16 protein-coding genes are annotated in these 17,035 nt (G+C 75.5%); all 16 read left to right on the top strand.

The features are described 5' to 3' along the window. Nucleotides 1–100 precede the first annotated feature (100 nt). Nucleotides 101–3,652 (top strand): chromosome segregation protein SMC, encoded by a 3,552-nt coding sequence (smc, locus tag FBY24_RS18335; protein WP_142162785.1) that lies wholly within the window; start codon nucleotides 101–103, stop codon nucleotides 3,650–3,652. Between the two features lie 107 nt (nucleotides 3,653–3,759). After that, nucleotides 3,760–4,089, top strand: a complete 330-nt coding sequence (locus FBY24_RS18330) for a hypothetical protein (RefSeq protein WP_142162783.1) — start codon at nucleotides 3,760–3,762, stop codon at nucleotides 4,087–4,089. Between the two features lie 74 nt (nucleotides 4,090–4,163). Then, entirely contained in the window at nucleotides 4,164–5,378 is a 1,215-nt protein-coding gene (gene ftsY, locus FBY24_RS18325; protein ID WP_142162781.1) for a signal recognition particle-docking protein FtsY, read from the top strand. Between the two features lie 181 nt (nucleotides 5,379–5,559). Continuing rightward, entirely contained in the window at nucleotides 5,560–6,867 is a 1,308-nt protein-coding gene (locus FBY24_RS18320) for an ammonium transporter (protein WP_142162779.1), read from the top strand. Next, a complete protein-coding gene (locus FBY24_RS18315) occupies nucleotides 6,867–7,208 on the top strand; it encodes a P-II family nitrogen regulator (protein WP_140460419.1) in 342 nt (113 codons plus the stop codon). The genes FBY24_RS18320 and FBY24_RS18315 overlap by 1 nt, the downstream gene beginning before the upstream one ends. Before the next feature lie 22 nt (nucleotides 7,209–7,230). Next, nucleotides 7,231–9,024 carry a [protein-PII] uridylyltransferase gene (locus FBY24_RS18310; RefSeq protein ID WP_142162777.1) on the top strand — a complete coding sequence of 598 codons (1,794 nt, stop codon included), beginning with the start codon at nucleotides 7,231–7,233 and terminating at the stop codon, nucleotides 9,022–9,024. A 27-nt stretch (nucleotides 9,025–9,051) separates the two neighbouring features. Continuing rightward, on the top strand, nucleotides 9,052–10,665 hold the full coding sequence (gene ffh / locus FBY24_RS18305) for a signal recognition particle protein (protein WP_142162775.1): 1,614 nt from the start codon (nucleotides 9,052–9,054) through the stop codon (nucleotides 10,663–10,665). 5 nt (nucleotides 10,666–10,670) lie between these two features. Next, a complete protein-coding gene (locus FBY24_RS18300) occupies nucleotides 10,671–11,762 on the top strand; it encodes an amidohydrolase family protein (protein ID WP_142162773.1) in 1,092 nt (363 codons plus the stop codon). Between the two features lie 190 nt (nucleotides 11,763–11,952). After that, nucleotides 11,953–12,378 carry a 30S ribosomal protein S16 gene (gene rpsP, locus FBY24_RS18295; protein ID WP_140460423.1) on the top strand — a complete coding sequence of 142 codons (426 nt, stop codon included), beginning with the start codon at nucleotides 11,953–11,955 and terminating at the stop codon, nucleotides 12,376–12,378. After that, nucleotides 12,378–12,617, top strand: coding sequence for an RNA-binding protein (locus FBY24_RS18290; RefSeq protein ID WP_140460424.1), 240 nt, complete (start codon nucleotides 12,378–12,380; stop codon nucleotides 12,615–12,617). Before rpsP ends, FBY24_RS18290 begins: the two co-directional genes overlap by 1 nt. 107 nt (nucleotides 12,618–12,724) lie before the next feature. Continuing rightward, entirely contained in the window at nucleotides 12,725–13,264 is a 540-nt protein-coding gene (gene rimM / locus FBY24_RS18285; protein WP_142162771.1) for a ribosome maturation factor RimM, read from the top strand. Nucleotides 13,265–13,268: 4 nt separating this feature from the next. Continuing rightward, on the top strand, nucleotides 13,269–14,078 hold the full coding sequence (gene trmD, locus FBY24_RS18280; protein ID WP_142162769.1) for a tRNA (guanosine(37)-N1)-methyltransferase TrmD: 810 nt from the start codon (nucleotides 13,269–13,271) through the stop codon (nucleotides 14,076–14,078). A gap of 229 nt (nucleotides 14,079–14,307) precedes the next feature. Next, complete coding sequence (gene rplS, locus FBY24_RS18275; protein WP_140460427.1) at nucleotides 14,308–14,673, top strand: 50S ribosomal protein L19; 366 nt, start codon at nucleotides 14,308–14,310, stop codon at nucleotides 14,671–14,673. A 177-nt stretch (nucleotides 14,674–14,850) separates the two neighbouring features. Continuing rightward, on the top strand, nucleotides 14,851–15,744 hold the full coding sequence (gene lepB / locus FBY24_RS18270; protein ID WP_370511016.1) for a signal peptidase I: 894 nt from the start codon (nucleotides 14,851–14,853) through the stop codon (nucleotides 15,742–15,744). After that, nucleotides 15,741–16,556, top strand: a complete 816-nt coding sequence (locus FBY24_RS18265) for a ribonuclease HII (protein ID WP_142162767.1) — start codon at nucleotides 15,741–15,743, stop codon at nucleotides 16,554–16,556. Before lepB ends, FBY24_RS18265 begins: the two co-directional genes overlap by 4 nt. 54 nt (nucleotides 16,557–16,610) lie before the next feature. Beyond that, the gene (locus FBY24_RS18260) at nucleotides 16,611–16,934 is read left to right on the top strand and encodes a DUF2469 domain-containing protein (RefSeq protein WP_140460429.1); all 324 of its coding nucleotides are present in this window, start codon (nucleotides 16,611–16,613) and stop codon (nucleotides 16,932–16,934) included. The last annotated feature ends 101 nt before the right edge of the window (nucleotides 16,935–17,035 follow it).

Below are 17,035 nucleotides of genomic sequence, written 5' to 3'. Positions count from 1 at the left end.
CCCGGCCGACGGCGCACGTGCGCCGACGGGCCCGCACGGCGCCGTCCTCGCACCGCGGGGCGTGCGCGGTGCGGGCCCTCGCGTTGCCTAGGCTGCCCCCGTGCACCTCAAGACGCTCACGCTGCGCGGGTTCAAGTCGTTCGCGTCGGCGACGACGCTGAGCTTCGAGCCCGGCATCACCTGCGTCGTCGGCCCGAACGGCTCGGGCAAGTCCAACGTGGTCGACGCGCTGGCGTGGGTGATGGGGGAGCAGGGCGCGAAGTCGCTGCGCGGCGGCAAGATGGAGGACGTCATCTTCGCCGGCACGTCCGGCCGCCCGCCGCTGGGCCGCGCCGAGGTGTCGTTGACGATCGACAACACCGACGGGGCGCTGCCGATCGAGTACTCCGAGGTGACGATCTCGCGCACGCTGTTCCGCAACGGCGGGTCGGAGTACGCGATCAACGGCCAGGGCTGCCGGCTGCTCGACATCCAGGACCTGCTGTCGGACTCCGGCCTGGGCCGCGAGATGCACGTGATCGTCGGGCAGGGGCAGCTCGACGCGGTGCTGCGCGCGACGCCGGAGGAGCGGCGCGGCTTCGTCGAGGAGGCCGCGGGCGTCCTCAAGCACCGCAAGCGCAAGGAGAAGGCCCTGCGCAAGCTCGACGCGATGCAGGGCAACCTCACGCGCCTGGCCGACCTGACCACGGAGATCCGCCGCCAGCTCGGACCGCTGGGCCGGCAGGCCGAGGTCGCGCGCAAGGCGGCGGTGGTGCAGACCGACCTGCGGGACGCCCGGGCGCGGCTGCTCGCCGACGACCTGGCCCAGCTCATGGCCGCGCTGGAGCAGGAGATCGCCGACGAGTCCGCGCTGCGGGTGCGCCGCGAGCAGGTCGAGGCCGACCTCGCCGCCGCCCGGGCGCGGCTCGCGGGCCTGGAGCAGGCGGCGGCGGAGGCCGCGCCGGCCGTGAGCGAGGCGTCGGACGTCTGGTACCAGCTGTCGGCGCTGCGTGAGCGGCTGCGCGGCACGGCGTCCCTGGCGGCGGACCGGGTGCGGCTGCTCGGCTCGGCGGTGGCCGAGCGCACGTCCGGGCAGGAACCGCGCGACCTCGAGGCGCAGGCGGAGCGGGTGCGCAGGGCGGAGGCCGAGCTGGCGGCCGAGGTCGAGGTCGCGCGCGCCGCGGTGGCCGCCGCGACGACCGCCCGCCAGGACGCCGAGACGGCCGCCCAGGGGGCCGAGCGGGCCCTGGCCGACCTGCAGCGCACCGCCGCCGACCGTCGGGAGGGTGTCGCCCGTCTGGCCGGGCAGGTCGCCGCGCGTCGCAGCCGCGTCGAGGCCACCGAGGGCGAGATCGGTCGCCTGCGGGAGCAGCTGGCGGCCGCGCAGGAGCGCGCGCAGGACGCGACGAGCCGGTTCGCGGCCCTGGAGTCCCAGGTGGCCGGTGTGGAGGAGGGGGAGGAGGGCCTCGACGCGGAGCACGAGGCGGCCGCCGAGCAGCTCGACGCCGCGACCGCGTCCGTGCAGGACCTGCAGGACCGGCTGCGCGCGGCCGAGCGCGAGCGCGACCAGCAGGCGTCTCGCGTCGAGACCCTCGAGCTGTCGCTGACCCGCAAGGACGGCGCGGGCGCGCTGCTCGCGGCCGACGGGCTGCCCGGCACGGTCGGGTCCGTCGCGGCGCTCCTGCAGGTCGACACACGGGACGAGGACGCGGTGGTGGCGGCGCTCGGGGCGCTCGCCGACGCCGTGGCGGTGGAGTCCGTCGACGCCGCGGTGGACGCGATCCGGTACCTGCGCACGGAGGACGCGGGCCGGGCGACGATGCTCGTCGCGAGCGGGGCGGGCGCGTCGGACGTGCCGCTGCCGCCCGGCGTCGACCGGGCCGTGGACCTCGTGCAGGCGCCGCCGTCGGTGCGCGACGCGGTGCACGCGCTGCTCGCCGACGTCGTGGTGGTCGACGACCTGGCCGCGGCCCGCCCGTTGGTGGCGGCGCACCCGCGGCTCGTGGTGGCCACCCGCACGGGGGACGTGCTGTCGCAGGTGCGGGCGTCGGGCGGGTCCGCGACGGCACCGAGCGCCCTGCACCTGCAGGCCGCCCTGGAGACGGCACGGGAGACCGGTGCGCGTGCGGGCGCGGAGGCGGAGCGCCTGCGGTTCGCGCTGGCCGCCGCGCAGGAGGCCCGCGCCGCAGCCGTGGCCCGTGTCGAGGCCGCCCTGGACCGCCTGCACGAGTCCGACGCGGCGCTCGCCGCGGTCGCCGAGCAGCTCGGGCAGCTGGGCTCGGCCGCACGGGCCGCGGGTGCGGAGGCCGAGCGGGTCGAGCGCTCGCTCGAGACGGCGGGCCGCGCGCTCGCCGAGGACCACGCCGCCCTGGCGGAGCTGACGGCGCGGCTGGCGGCGGTGCAGGAGCAGCCGGAGGACTCCGAGGCGGCGATCGCGCAGGCCACGGCCGGTCGGGACGAGGCGGCGACCGGGGCGACCACGGCCCGCGCCCGTGAGACCGAGGCCCGCCTGACGCTGCGCACGGCCGAGGAGCGGGCCCGGGCGCTGTCGGGCCGCGCCGAGAGCCTGGAGCGGGCGGCAGCGGCCGAGCGCGCCGCGCGCGAGCGGGCCGCGGCCCGCGAGCGGGCCCGGGCCCGGCAGGCGTCCGTCGCGGGGGCCGTGCACGCCGCGGCCGTGCACGTGGTCGCGCTGCTCGACGTGGCGCTGCGGCACGCCGCGGACGAGCGCGACGCCGCCGAGGCCGCGCGCGCCGAGCGCGACCGGGACCTGACGACGGTCCGCGGGCAGGTCGACGCGCTCGCCCGCGACCTGGCCGAGCTCACGGACGTCGCGCACCGCGACGAGATGGCCCGCACGCAGCAGCGGCTGCGCATCGAGCAGCTCGAGCAGCGGTCGGTCGAGGACCTCGGCATCGACCCCGCCGTGCTGCTCGAGGAGTACGGCCCCGACCGCCCGGTGCCGCTGGTGCCGCCGCCGGCCGACGAGGACGCGCCCCGGGCCGTCCCGTACGTGCGTGCGGAGCAGGAGAAGCGCCTGAAGGCCGCGGAGCGGGCCCTGTCGCAGCTCGGCCGCGTCAACCCCCTGGCCCTGGAGGAGTTCGCGGCGCTGGAGGAGCGGCACCGCTTCCTCGTCGACCAGCTCGCGGACCTGAAGAAGTCCCGCACCGACCTGCTGCAGATCGTCAAGGACATCGACGAGCGCGTCGAGCAGGTGTTCAGCGAGGCGTACCGCGACACCGCCGCCGCGTTCGACGTGGTGTTCCCGCGGCTGTTCCCCGGCGGGGAGGGGCGCCTCGTGCTCACCGACCCCGACGACATGCTGACCACGGGCATCGAGGTGGAGGCGCGCCCGGCCGGCAAGAAGGTCAAGCGGCTGTCGCTGCTCTCCGGCGGCGAGCGGTCGCTGACGGCCGTGGCGCTGCTCGTCGCCATCTTCAAGGCCCGCCCCAGCCCCTTCTACGTCATGGACGAGGTCGAGGCGGCCCTCGACGACGCGAACCTCGGGCGTCTGCTGGAGATCTTCCGCGAGCTCCAGGACGACTCCCAGCTCATCGTCGTCACGCACCAGAAGCGCACCATGGAGATCGCCGACGCGCTCTACGGCGTCACCATGCGCGGCGACGGTGTGACCACGGTCATCAGCCAGCGTCTGCGGGAGGACGCCGCCGTCTGACGGTCGCTGGGCCGCCCGGGCGACGTTCTGTGAAGGTGTCGTGGTCGCGGCCCGTGGACCGCGCGTCGGCAGCGGCGTCCACCCGGTCGTGGGATGACACTGGACCCGTGGTCGTCGTCCTCGTCGTCATCGTGCTCGCCCTCCTCGCCGCCGCCGGCGTCGTCCTGCTCGCCAGCACCGCGGCGACGCCCGGCGGCGACGGCTCCGCGTGGGAGTCGTTCCGGCGGGGCTGGCGCTCGCGCCGCCACCCCGACGCCGACCAGCTCGACGCCGCCCGGGCCGCGGCCGTCGAGCCCGTGGACCTGTCCCTCGCGCAGTTCCTGCGCGAGACCGCCGAGGTGGGCGACGCGTACCTCAACGTCGACGAGCTCGCCGACGACCTGCAGCGCGCCCGCGACCGCGCGGTCCGCCCGCTGCGCGCCCGCCGCTCCGCCTGACGACGGCGGCCCTGCGGGGAGCGTGCCGCCGCGTCGCCGAGGCCCGCCCCCCGACGTCCTGACAGACTGACGCCGTGGATCTCACCGACCTCCTCCCCGTCCTCATCGGCGCCCCCGTGGTCGTCGCCGGCGCCGTGGCCGCCGTCGTCGTCCGACGCCGGGGCGCCGCGACCCGGCCCCCGGCCGACGGGTCCACCGGCACGACCACCGCGGGCACCGCCGCACCGGACGCCACCGCCACGGTCGTCCCGCCCGACGTCGCCGTCGAGCCGACCGCCGCCGCGGCCGAGACGATCCCGTCGCCCGTCGCCGCGGACGCGGTCACGGCCCCGCCGCTCGACACCCCCGCCCCCACGGCCGGGCGGTTGCGTCGGCTGCGCGAGCGGCTGGCCCGCTCCGGCTCCCCGCTCGGCGCCCGCCTCCTCACGGTCCTCTCGCGCGACCACCTCGGCGAGGACGACTGGGACGAGCTGGAGGAGACCCTGCTGCTCGCCGACATCGGTGCGGGCCCGACCGACGAGCTCATGGCGGCGCTGCGCACCCGCGTGCGCGTCGACGGGATCCAGGACGGCACGCAGGCCCGCGCCGTGCTGCGCGAGCAGCTGCTCGCCCTCGTCGACCCCGCGCTGGACCGGGGCCTGCGCACCGCGCCCGGCACGGCGGAGGACGGGTCCCGGGTGCCTGCCGTCGTCATGGTCGTCGGCGTGAACGGCACCGGCAAGACCACGACGGTCGGCAAGCTCGCGCGCGTGCTGGTGGCGGACGGCAGCACCGTGGTGCTGGGTGCCGCGGACACGTTCCGCGCGGCCGCGGCCGACCAGCTGCAGACGTGGGGCTCGCGCGTGGGCGTGCGCACGGTCCGCTCGGACCGCGACGGCGCCGACCCCGCGGCCGTCGCGTTCGACGCCGTGAAGGCCGGGCGGGCCGACGGGGCGGACGTCGTGCTCGTCGACACCGCCGGCCGCCTGCAGAACAAGACCGGCCTCATGGACGAGCTCGGCAAGATCACGCGCGTCATCACCCGCGAGGCCCCGCTGTCGGAGGTCCTGCTCGTCCTCGACGCGACGACCGGCCAGAACGGGCTGCAGCAGGCGCGCGTGTTCGGCGAGGTCGCGGGCGTCACGGGCATCGTCCTGACGAAGCTCGACGGCACCGCCAAGGGCGGCATCGTCGTGGCCGTGCAGCGCGAGCTCGGGGTGCCCGTCAAGCTCGTCGGCCTCGGCGAGGGGCCGGACGACCTGGCGCCCTTCGACCCCGAGGCGTTCGTCGACGGCCTGCTCGGCGACTGAGGCACGCGCCGGGGCGGGTGTCCCAGGACTCGGACATCCGCCCTGGTCGAAACAGAACGTTTACACCGGCCCGGTGCTTGTCACGTCGCGGTAACCGGACGAGCGCGCCACCGAAACCCGCCTCCACCACCGTGGTCCGCGACCAGCCACCCCCAGGCTGGCGAGGGGAGAGGCGAACTCCATGGCATTCGAACTCGACAGCGGGAACACGGCGTTCATCATCTTCGCCGCGTCCCTCGTGCTGCTGATGACGCCGGCGCTGGCGTTCTTCTACGGCGGCATGGTGCGCGGCAAGAGCGTCCTGAACATGATGATGATGAGCTTCGGTGCCCTCGGCATCGTCTCCGTCATCTGGGTCGTGTACGGCTACTCGGCGACCTTCGGCACGGACATCGGCGGGTTCATCGGGAACCCGCTCGACTTCCTCGGCCTGCAGGGCGCGACGGACGACCAGAGCCTCATGGCGGCGACCGGTGTCCCGTTCCTCGTGGCGGCGGGCTTCCAGCTCACGTTCGCCGTGATCACGGTGGCGCTGATCTCCGGCGCGGTGGCCGACCGTCTGAAGTACGGCACGTGGCTGGTCTTCGCCGCCGTGTGGGTCACGGTGGTGTACATCCCGATGGCCCACATGGTCTGGGGCGGTGGCGTCCTCGGTACCGGATACCTCCTCGCGGACTCGCTCCCGATCCCGATCGACTTCGCCGGCGGCACCGTGGTCCACATCAACGCCGGCATCGCCGGTCTCGTGCTGGCGGTCGTCGCCGGCAAGCGCAAGGGCTTCGGCACCGAGGCGATGCGCCCGCACAACCTGCCCTTCGTCATGCTCGGTGCCGCGCTCCTGTGGTTCGGCTGGTTCGGCTTCAACGCCGGCTCCGAGTTCGCGGCGGACGGCACGGCGGGACGCGCCTGGATCAACACCACGGTCGCCACGGCCGTCGCGCTGCTCGCCTGGATCGGCACGGAGAAGCTGCGCGACGGGCACGCCACGTCGCTGGGTGCCGCGTCGGGCGTCGTCGCGGGCCTCGTCGCCATCACCCCGGCGGCCGCGGCCGTCGACACGTGGGGCGCCATCGCCATCGGCCTCGTCGCCGGCGTGCTCTGCGCCCTGGCGGTCGGCCTGAAGTACAAGTTCGGCTACGACGACTCGCTCGACGTCGTCGGCGTGCACCTCGTCGGCGGTCTCGTCGGCACGGTCCTCATCGGCTTCTTCTCGACGGACGCCAACGCCACCTGGTACATCGACGGTGCGTCGAACGGTCTGTTCTACGGTGGGGGCGTCGGCCAGCTGGTGACCCAGATCATCGTGGCGCTCGCCGCGATCGTGTTCAGCGGCCTCGCGACGCTCGTGATCGCCCTGATCCTCAAGGCGACGATCGGCCTGCGTGTCCCCGAGGACCAGGAGGTCCAGGGCATCGACCTCGCCGTCCACGGCGAGACCGCGTACGAGACGCAGGGCTCCGGCGCCCGCGTCGTGACGGAGGTGAAGTGATGACGAAGCTCGTGACGGCGGTCATCCAGCCGCACCGGCTGGACGACGTCAAGTCGGCCCTCGAGGCCGCGGGCGTCCGCGGTCTGACGGTGAGCGAGGCCAGCGGCTACGGCCGCCAGCGCGGCCACACCGAGGTGTACCGGGGCGCCGAGTACACGGTCGACCTGGTGCCGAAGGTGAAGATCGACGTCCTCGTCGCGGACGAGGACGCGGCGGGGGTCACCGAGGTCATCGTCCAGGCGGCGCAGACCGGCAAGATCGGTGACGGCAAGGTCTGGGTCGTGCCGGTCGAGGACGTGGCCCGCGTCCGCACCGGCGAGCACGGCGACGACGCCCTCTGACCAGGACGGCGCCCGCACCCGCATGAATGCACCACGGCCGCCCGCAGGGGGCGCGGCCGAGAACGGCTCGTCGCAGGTCCCGCACCCCGCCGGGGTGCGGGACCTGCGTGCCGCTCGGCTCGACCTCGCCGCCCGGATGACCGGCCCCGGGACCGACGGCGTCGCCCGTCGGCGCGCGATCGCCGACCTCGTCGTGCACGCCCTCGCCGACCTGTGGACGCAGGCCACGGAGGGCCGTGACGTCACCGGCGTCGCGCTCGGCGTCGTCGGCAGCGTCGGGCGCGGCGACGCCAGCCCCGTCAGCGACCTCGACCTGCTCCTCGTCCACGAGGGCCGCGGGCACTCGCCCGCCGAGCTGGCCGAGCTGGCCGAGCGGCTCTGGTACCCCATCTGGGACGCCGGGCTCGACCTCGACCACTCCGTCCGCTCGCTCGCGCAGTGCCGCCAGGTCGCCTCGCGCGACCTGCCCGCCGCGGTCGGCCTGCTCGAGCTCCAGCACGTCGCCGGCGACGGTCTCGTCGTGGCCCGGGCGACCTCCGCGCTGCTCGCGGACTGGCGGTCCGCCGCCCGGCGCCGTCTGCCCGAGCTGCTGGCCTCGACCAAGCAGCGCGCGGACCGGCACGGCGAGCTCGCCTACCTCATCGAGCCGGACCTCAAGGAGGCGCGCGGCGGCATCCGTGACGCGGTCGTGCTGTCCGCGCTCGCCGCGACCTGGCTGACGGACCGCCCGCACGGTGCCGTCGACCACGCGTACACGCACCTGCTCGACGTGCGCGACGCCGTGCAGGTCAGCACGCGCCGGCACACCAACCGCCTGCTCCAGGCCGACCAGGACGAGGTGGCCTCGCTCGTCGGGTTCGACGACCGTGACGACCTGCTCGCGTCGATCGCCGAGGCCGGCCGCGTCATCTCGTACGCCCTGGACACCACGGCCCGCAACGCCCGCCAGGCCCTGCAGCGCCCGGCGCGCACGCCCCGGCTGGTGCGCGGACGGCGGACCCCGCCGCGCCTGCGGACCATCGCCGAGGGGCTCGTGGAGCACGACGGCGAGCTGGTGCTCGCGGTCGACGCCCGGCCCGCCGAGGACCCCGTGCTCTCGCTGCGCGCGGCGGCCACCGCGGCCCGCACGGGCCTGGTGCTCTCGCCGGTGACCGTCGCCAGCCTGGAGCAGACGCCGCCGCTGCCGACCCCGTGGCCGCGCGCCGCCCGGCAGCAGCTGCTGCACCTGCTGGGCTCCGGCCCGGCGCAGGTGCCCGTGTGGGAGGCGCTCGACCTGGCCGGCGTCGTGACGACGTGGGTGCCGGAGTGGGCGGGGGTGCGCAACCGGCCGCAGCGCTCGGCGATCCACCGGCACACGGTCGACCGCCACCTCGTCGAGACCGTGGCCCGCGCGGGCCGGGACCGGCGCGACGTCGCCCACCCCGACACGCTCCTGCTCGCGGCGCTGCTGCACGACATCGGCAAGCGCGCGGGTGCCGGCGACCACTCGGTGGAGGGGGCCCGCCTGGCCGGCCCGATCGTGGCGCGGATGGGCTTCGGGCCCGAGGTCGGCGCCGACGTGGTGCGCCTCGTGCGCGAGCACCTGACGCTGTCCGAGCTGGCCACCACGGCCGACCCCGAGGACCCGACGACGGTGCAGCGGCTGCTCGAGGCGGTCGACCACCGGGCCGACATGCTGGTCATGCTGCGCGCCCTGACGGAGGCCGACGCGTCGGCCGCCGGCCCCGCCGCGTGGACCACGTGGCGGCAGGCGCTCGTCGACGACCTCACGGCACGGGCGGCGCGGGCGCTGGACGGTACCCTGGGACGTCCGTAGAAGTCCGTCTCCCTCAGCGAGGTCCGGTTGTTCGCCACCCTGTCCGACCGTCTGACGTCGACGTTCAAGAACCTGCGGACGAAGGGTCGGCTCTCCGAGGCCGACATCGACGCCACGATCCGGGAGATCCGGCGCGCGCTGCTCGACGCCGACGTCGCGGTCCCGGTCGTCCGCCAGTTCACCGGCGCCGTGCGCGAGCGCGCGCTGTCCGCCGAGGTCTCCGGCGCGCTGAACCCGGCGCAGCAGGTCGTCAAGATCGTCAACGACGAGCTCGTGGCGATCCTCGGCGGGCAGACGCGCACGCTGGCGTTCGCCAAGCAGCCGCCGACCGTCATCATGCTCGCCGGCCTGCAGGGTGCGGGCAAGACGACCCTGGCCGGCAAGCTCACGCGCTGGCTCAAGGAGCAGGGGCACACGCCGCTCCTCGTCGCCGCGGACCTGCAGCGCCCCAACGCGGTGACGCAGCTCCAGGTCGTCGCCGAGCGTGCGGGCGTGCCGGTGTTCGCCCCGCACCCCGGCAACCAGGGCGCCGACGACGTGCTGCCCGCCGGCGCCGACCCCGTGGCCGTCGCCCGGGCGGGCCTGGAGCACGCGAGGACCCGTCAGCACGACGTGCTGGTCGTCGACACCGCCGGCCGTCTCGGAGTCGACGCCGAGCTGATGACCCAGGCCGCGGACATCCGCGACGCGGTCCAGCCGGACGAGATCCTCTTCGTCGTCGACGCGATGATCGGCCAGGACGCGGTGACCACCGCGCAGGCCTTCGCCGACGGCGTCGGGTTCACCGGTGTCGTGCTGTCCAAGCTCGACGGCGACGCCCGCGGCGGTGCGGCGCTGTCGATCGCCAGCGTCACCGGCCGGCCCATCATGTTCGCCTCGACCGGTGAGAAGCTCACCGACTTCGAGGTGTTCCACCCCGACCGCATGGCCTCGCGCATCCTCGACATGGGTGACGTGCTCACCCTCATCGAGCAGGCCGAGAAGGCGTTCGACGCCGAGCAGGCCGAGAAGATGGCCGGCAAGCTCGTCTCGGGCGAGGACTTCACGCTCGAGGACTTCCTCGTGCAGATGCAGCAGCTGAAGAACATGGGCTCGATCAAGAAGATGTTCGGCATGCTGCCGGGCATGGGCCAGATGCGCGAGGCGCTGGAGAACTTCGACGAGCGCGAGGTCGACCGCATCGAGGCGATCATCCGGTCGATGACCCCGGGGGAGCGGCAGAACCCCAAGATCATCAACGGGTCGCGCCGCGCCCGCATCGCGCGCGGGTCGGGCACCACGACGAGCGAGATCAACCAGCTCCTCGAGCGCTTCGACGGCGCGAAGAAGATGATGCGCCAGATGGCCAAGGGCGGCGGCATGCCGGGCGGCGTGCCCGGGATGGGCAACCTGCCGGGCATGGGCGGCAAGAAGTCCCGTGGACGCCAGGCCCCCGCCAAGAAGGCGCGCGGCGCCCGCTCGGGCAACCCGGCCAAGCGCGCCGAGCAGGAGCGCGCCGCGGCGGCGCGGGGATCGGGCGAGGGCCCGGCCGCCCCCGCGGGCTCGGCGTTCGGCCTGGGGGCCCCCGCGCCGCAGGCGCCCGCCGCGCCGACGGAGCTGCAGCTGCCCGCCGGGTTCGACAAGCTCCTCGGCGGTCGCTGACGGCCATGGGCGTCCTGCACCTGCGGGGCACGGTCGTCCTCGACGACGAGCGCGAGGTCGGCGACGCGTGGGTCGTCGGCGACCGCCTCACGCTGGAGCGGCCGGCGGGCGTGCCCGACGCCACGCTGCACGGGTGGGTGCTGCCGGGGCTGGTCGACGTGCACTGCCACATCGGGCTCGACGCGGACGGGCCCGTCGACGCGGCCGCCGCGGAGCGGCAGGCGCTGGCCGACCGCGACTCCGGGGTCCTGCTCGTGCGCGACGCCGGCTCGCCCGCCGACACCGGGTGGGTGCACGCGCGTGCGGACCTGCCGCGGCTGCTGCGCGCGGGCCGGCACCTGGCCCGGCCGCGCCGCTACCTGCGGCACTACGGCCGCGAGCTCGAGGCCGTCACGGACCTGCCCCGAGCCGTCCGCGACGAGGCCGCGCGCGGCGACGGCTGGGTCAAGGTCGTCGCGGACTGGATCGACCGCGACCTGGGGCCCGAGGGCGACCTGCGCCCCCTGTGGCCCGCCGACGTGCTGGTCGAGGCGGTCGCCGCCGCCCACACGGCCGGCGCGCGGGTCACGGCGCACACGTTCGCGACCGAGGCCCTCGACCCGCTGCTCGACGCGGGCGTCGACTGCCTCGAGCACGCGACGGGCGCGACGCCCGCGCAGGTCGAGCGCATCGCGGCGGCGGGCGTCCCCGTGACGCCGACGCTCCTGCAGGTCGAGCGGTTCGACGCGATCGCCGCGCAGGGCGAGGCCCGGTTCCCCCGGTTCGCGGCGCGGATGCGGGCCATGCACGCCCGGCGGGAGCAGCACGTGCGCGACCTGCACGACGCGGGCGTGCGCCTGCTGGTCGGCACGGACGCCGGCGGCACCATCGGGCACGGCCGGGTGGCGGACGAGGCCGCGGCGATGGTGGCGGCGGGCGTGCCCGTGCGGGACGTCGTCGCCGCCGCGAGCTGGCGCACCCGGGCCTGGCTGGGCGTCGACGGCATCGACGAGGGCACGAGCGCCGACGTCGTCGTCTACGACCGCGACCCCCGTGCCGACGTCACGGCGCTGGCGGCGCCGACGGCGGTCGTCCTGCGCGGGACGCGCGTGCGCTGACAGGGCCGTCCGACCGGCCCCCGACGGACGTGCGGGCAGCACCCTCCACCGTCTGGCACAATGGTCGGCTGTACTCGGCTCGCACAGCCCCTCTACCTGTGCCCGCCGTGTCCCCGGCCGGACCGGCGCGCCCTACCCCACGGGAAGCGCCGCGAGGTCCCTGGAACAGACATCAGGAGAAGACCACACCGTGGCCACGAAGATCCGCCTCAAGCGCATGGGCAAGATCCGCGCACCGTACTACCGCATCGTCGTCGCCGACTCGCGCACCAAGCGTGACGGTCGCGTGATCGAGGAGATCGGCAAGTACCACCCCACCGAGGAGCCCTCGCTCATCGAGGTCGCCTCCGAGCGCGCGCAGTACTGGCTCGGCGTCGGCGCGCAGCCGACCGAGCAGGTCCTCGCGCTCCTCAAGGTCACCGGCGACTGGCAGAAGTTCAAGGGCCTGCCCGGTGCCGAGGGCACGCTGCGCGTCAAGGCGGCCAAGGCCGACGCGAAGGCCGCGGTCGACGCGGTCGCCGCCGACGCCGAGAAGGCCAAGGCCAAGGCGTCCGAGAAGAAGGCCGCCGCGGCGGCCGCGGACGCCCCGGCGCCCGCCGAGGACGAGCAGGCCTGATGCTCGCCGACGCGCTGGAGCACCTGGTGCGCGGCATCGTCGACCACCCGGACGACGTGCACGTGCGCACGTCGTCCCTGCGGCGCGGCGAGATGCTCGAGGTGCGCGTGCACCCCGAGGACCTCGGCCGTGTCATCGGCCGCGGCGGGCGCACCGCGAAGGCGCTGCGCACCGTCGTCGGCGCCCTGTCGGCGGACGGGCCCGTCCGGGTCGACGTCGTCGACGTCGACCGGCGCTGAGCCGACCGGCGCTCAGCAGGCCGACCCCAGCACGTGCCGCACGACGGCCCGGACCCCGTACGGGGCCGGGCCGTCGTCGTCCCCACCCCACCACCCCGGAGGAGCTCGTGGAGCTGACCGTGGCCCGCATCGGCCGACCGCACGGACTGCGCGGCGAGGTGCTGCTCGACGTGCGGACCGACGCGCCCGAGGAGCGGCTCGTCGTCGGCGCCCGCTTCGCGACGCAGCCCGTCTCGGCGGGGCCGCTGACGCTCACGTCGGTGCGGCGGGCGCAGGACCGCTGGTACGTGACGCTCGACCGGGCGTCCGACCGCACCGCCGTCGAGGCGCTGCGCGGCGTCGAGCTCGTCGTCGACACCGACGCGGACGACGACGACGAGGACGCCTGGTACCCGCACCAGCTCGTCGGCCTGCGCGCCGAGCACGTCGCCGACGGGCGCCTGCTCGGCGAGGTCGTCGGGCTCGAGCACCTGCCCGCGCACGACGTCCTCGTGGTCCGCGAACCGGCGGGGGAGCGCACCCGGGTGCCGTTCGTCCGGGCGATCGTCCCGGTCGTCGACGTCCCCGGCGGCCGCGTCGTGCTGGACCCGCCGGGCGGGCTCCTGGCCGCCGACGCGGCGTCCCTCGTCGTCGACGACGAGGCCTGAGCGCGTGCGCGTCGACGTCGTCTCGATCTTCCCGGAGTACCTGGCGCCGCTGGAGCTGTCGCTCGTCGGCAAGGCCCGCCGCGGCGGGCTGCTCGACCTGCGCGTGCACGACCTGCGCGACTGGACCGACGACCGGCACCGCACCGTCGACGACACCCCGTTCGGCGGCGGTGCCGGCATGGTCATGCGCCCCGACGTGTGGGGGCGCGCGCTCGACGACGTGCTCACGCCGGCCGGCCACCTGCTCGTGCCGTCGCCCGCGGGGGAGCGGTTCACGCAGCGGACCGCCGAGGCGCTCGCCGGCGAGGAGCAGATCGTCGTGGCGTGCGGCCGCTACGAGGGCATCGACGCCCGCGTGGTCGAGGACCGGGCCGCCCGCGGGCGGGTCACCGAGATCTCGCTCGGGGACTACGTGCTCAACGGGGGCGAGGTCGCGGCGCTGGTCGTGGTCGAGGCCGTCGCGCGCCTCCTGCCCGGCGTCGTCGGCAACCCCGAGTCGCTCGTCGAGGAGTCGCACGGCGCGGCGGGGCTGCTGGAGTACCCCGTCTACACCAAGCCGCCCTCGTGGCGGGGGCGCGACGTGCCCGAGGTGCTGCTGTCCGGGCACCACGGTCGCGTCGCGCGGTGGCGCCGCGACCAGGCCCTGGAGCGGACCGCCCGCCGACGCCCGGACCTGCTGGCGGCCCTCGACGTCACCGGGCTCGACCGCACCGACCTCGCGGTCCTCGCGGCGGCCGGCTGGGTGGTCGAGGACGGCGTGCTGGTGCCGTCGCCGACCGGCGGGCCCGCCGGCGAGGAGCCCGCGGCGCTCTGACGGGCGATTCGGCACCCCGGCTCTGCTGTGGCAGACTGGTCGGTCGGTGTGCGTCGACCGCCTCCCTGCCGCAGGGGGGAGCGACCACGACGCACGGGCCGGACGCCCTCCCGGGACGTCCCGGCCCGGACCACCGGACCACGAACCCTCGGGTCGTCGCCCTGCCCCGCAGCGCGCCGGCCCGTCGATCACGTACCTGACCTGCGGCAGGGCGGGGAAGCGACACGACATGCAGACGCTCGACGCGCTCGACGCAGCATCGCTGCGCAGCGACATCCCGGAGTTCCGTGCCGGCGACACCCTCAAGGTCAACGTCAAGGTCGTCGAGGGCAACCGCTCTCGTGTCCAGGCGTTCCAGGGCGTCGTCATCGCCCGTCAGGGTGCCGGTGTCCGCGAGACCTTCACGATCCGCAAGATCAGCTTCGGCGTGGGCGTGGAGCGCACGTTCCCCGTCAACTCCCCGACGCTGGACACGGTCGAGGTCGTGACGCGCGGTGACGTCCGTCGCGCGAAGCTGTACTACCTGCGTGCCCTGCGCGGCAAGAAGGCGAAGATCAAGGAGAAGCGCGACAGCGTCCCGGCCAAGAAGGGCTGAGCGCACGCGCACCCGACGACGGGCGGTCACCGGTTCACCGGTGGCCGCCCGTCGGCGTTCCTGCCCGCGTCGTCCGGCGCCCGGCCCGTGGACGGCGCGCACCCGTGCGCGGGCGACACGCTCCCCGGCGCCGCACGAGGCGGCACGCGTGCGCGTCGCTCGTGCGACAGTTAGTCGGTGAGCGAGCGACGCCCCGATGACCTGAGGACGACGCCGGCGGCGTGGCAGCACGAGACCCGGGCGACGCCCTGGCAGCCGACCACCGCGCAGGAGCCGCGGTTCGGCGCGACCGCGTCCGCGCCGGCCCCGGGCACCGACGGCCCGGCCGGCGCCCGTCGGGTGCCGGTGCCGCAGGTGCCGCGCCGCCGCGAGCGCGCCTCCGTGCACCGGCGCCGCTGGTCCGCGTGGAGCTGGGTGCGCGAGACCGCCATCATCCTCGTCAGCGCGCTCGTGCTGTCGCTCGTCGTCAAGAGCTTCCTCGTGCAGGCGTTCTTCATCCCGTCGCAGTCGATGCACGAGACGCTCGTGGAGAACGACCGCATCCTCGTCAGCAAGCTCACGCCCGGCCCGTTCGACCTGCGGCGCGGCGACATCGTCGTGTTCAAGGACCCCGGGGGCTGGCTGCAGCCCGAGCCGGTCGTGGACCGCGGGCCCGTCGTCGACACGCTCACCGAGGTCGGCACGTTCATCGGCCTGCTCCCGCAGGACGCCGGCGAGCACCTCGTCAAGCGCATCATCGGGCTGCCCGGCGACCACGTGGCGTGCGCCGGCCCCGGCGAGCCGGTGACGGTCAACGGCGTGGCGCTCGACGAGACCGCGTACCTGGCGCCGGGATCGGTGCCCAGCGAGCGCGCCTTCGACGTGGTCGTGCCCGAGAACAGCCTGTGGGTCATGGGCGACAACCGTCAGCACTCGTCGGACTCCCGCTACAACCAGGGTCGTCCGGGCGGCGGGTCGGTGCCGGTCGACAACGTGGTCGGCATGGCCTTCGTGACGGTCTGGCCGCTGGACCGCACGACGGTGCTGCGCAACCCGACCGAGACCTTCGCGAACGTGCCCGACGCCGCATGACGACGACCGCAGGACCGGCCGCCGGGCCGCAGGGCGCGCCGGCGCTCGCCCGTGCCGCGCGGCGCCCGACCCGGCCCGCCCCGCACCTGCGGCACGAGCGGGCCCTGCTGCGCACCGGCAGCACGTACGTCGCCGGCATGGACGAGGTGGGGCGCGGCTCGCTCGCGGGTCCCGTGAGCGTGGGTGTCGTCGTCGTGGACGCGTCCACGCGCTCGGCGCCCCGCGGCGTGGCCGACTCCAAGCTGCTGACGCCCGCGGCGCGGACCGCGCTGCTGCCCGCGCTGGGCCGGTGGGGCGTCGCCCGCGCGGTGGGGCACGCCTCGGCCCAGGAGATCGACGAGCGGGGCATCGTGGCGGCTCTGCGGCTGGCCGCGACGCGCGCGCTGACCGGGGTGAGCGCGGTGGTCGGGCCCGTCGACGCCGTGATCCTCGACGGGTCGCACGACTGGCTGACCCCGCCGGACCCGGACCTGTTCGGCGTGCAGGACGACCTGTTCGTCACCGCGGTCCCGACGCCGCGCGTGCACCTGCGCGTCAAGGCGGACCGCACGTGCGCGAGCGTCGCGGCGGCGAGCGTCCTGGCCAAGTGCGAGCGGGACGCGCTGATGGTGGAGCACGCGCGCGTGCACCCGTCGTACCGGTGGGACGAGAACAAGGGCTACGCGGCACCCGACCACCTCGCGGCGCTGCGCGAGCACGGACCCAGCCAGCTGCACCGCCGGTCCTGGCGCCTGCCCGAGGCCGTCCCGGGGCCCCCGCAGGCCGCAGCGCCGACGGGCGGGGCGTGGGCGGCGGGCACGCTGGACGTGTGACGCGCCGCGGCCGCGCACGTCGGCGGGCCGCGGGGGATGGGGGATGATGGTCCGGTGAGCGCCGAGGACCTGGAGAACTACGAGACCGACATGGAGCTCGCGCTCTACCGCGAGTACCGGGACGTCGTGGGGCTCTTCTCCTACGTGGTGGAGACCGAGCGCCGCTTCTACCTGGCCAACCACGTCGACCTGCAGGTGCGGTCCGCCGCCGGGGAGGTGTACTTCGAGCTCGCGCTCGTGGACGCCTGGGTGTGGGACGTGTACCGCTCGGCGAGGTTCGTGAAGTCCGTGCGCGTGGTGACGTTCAAGGACGTCAACGTCGAGGAGCTGGCGAAGGCCGAGCTCGACCTCGGTTCCGGCACGGGCTTCGCACGCTGACCTGATGCCGGGGGTGCCCCGACGGGCCCGTGGTGGTCGCGGCGGTGCCGCGACCGAGCCGCCCACAGCCGTGCGTGCCGGTGGCCGTCGCCCGGCCTGCG

Origin of the sequence: Cellulomonas sp. SLBN-39, assembly GCF_006715865.1 — a bacterium.
Lineage (GTDB): Bacteria > Actinomycetota > Actinomycetes > Actinomycetales > Cellulomonadaceae > Cellulomonas.
Note: the sequence above shows the minus strand (reverse complement) of the source record. Positions and strands in the feature narration are given on the sequence as shown.

What these genes read in the sequence shown, in the direction of transcription:
- FBY24_RS18320 (WP_142162779.1), top strand. Translation starts at nt 5,560, where the DNA reads ATGGCATTCGAACTCGACAGCGGGAACACGGCGTTCATCATCTTCGCC.
- FBY24_RS18315 (WP_140460419.1), top strand. Translation starts at nt 6,867, where the DNA reads ATGACGAAGCTCGTGACGGCGGTCATCCAGCCGCACCGGCTGGACGAC.
- FBY24_RS18310 (WP_142162777.1), top strand. Translation starts at nt 7,231, where the DNA reads ATGAATGCACCACGGCCGCCCGCAGGGGGCGCGGCCGAGAACGGCTCG.
- FBY24_RS18300 (WP_142162773.1), top strand. Translation starts at nt 10,671, where the DNA reads ATGGGCGTCCTGCACCTGCGGGGCACGGTCGTCCTCGACGACGAGCGC.
- FBY24_RS18290 (WP_140460424.1), top strand. Translation starts at nt 12,378, where the DNA reads ATGCTCGCCGACGCGCTGGAGCACCTGGTGCGCGGCATCGTCGACCAC.
- rplS (WP_140460427.1), top strand. Translation starts at nt 14,308, where the DNA reads ATGCAGACGCTCGACGCGCTCGACGCAGCATCGCTGCGCAGCGACATC.
- FBY24_RS18265 (WP_142162767.1), top strand. Translation starts at nt 15,741, where the DNA reads ATGACGACGACCGCAGGACCGGCCGCCGGGCCGCAGGGCGCGCCGGCG.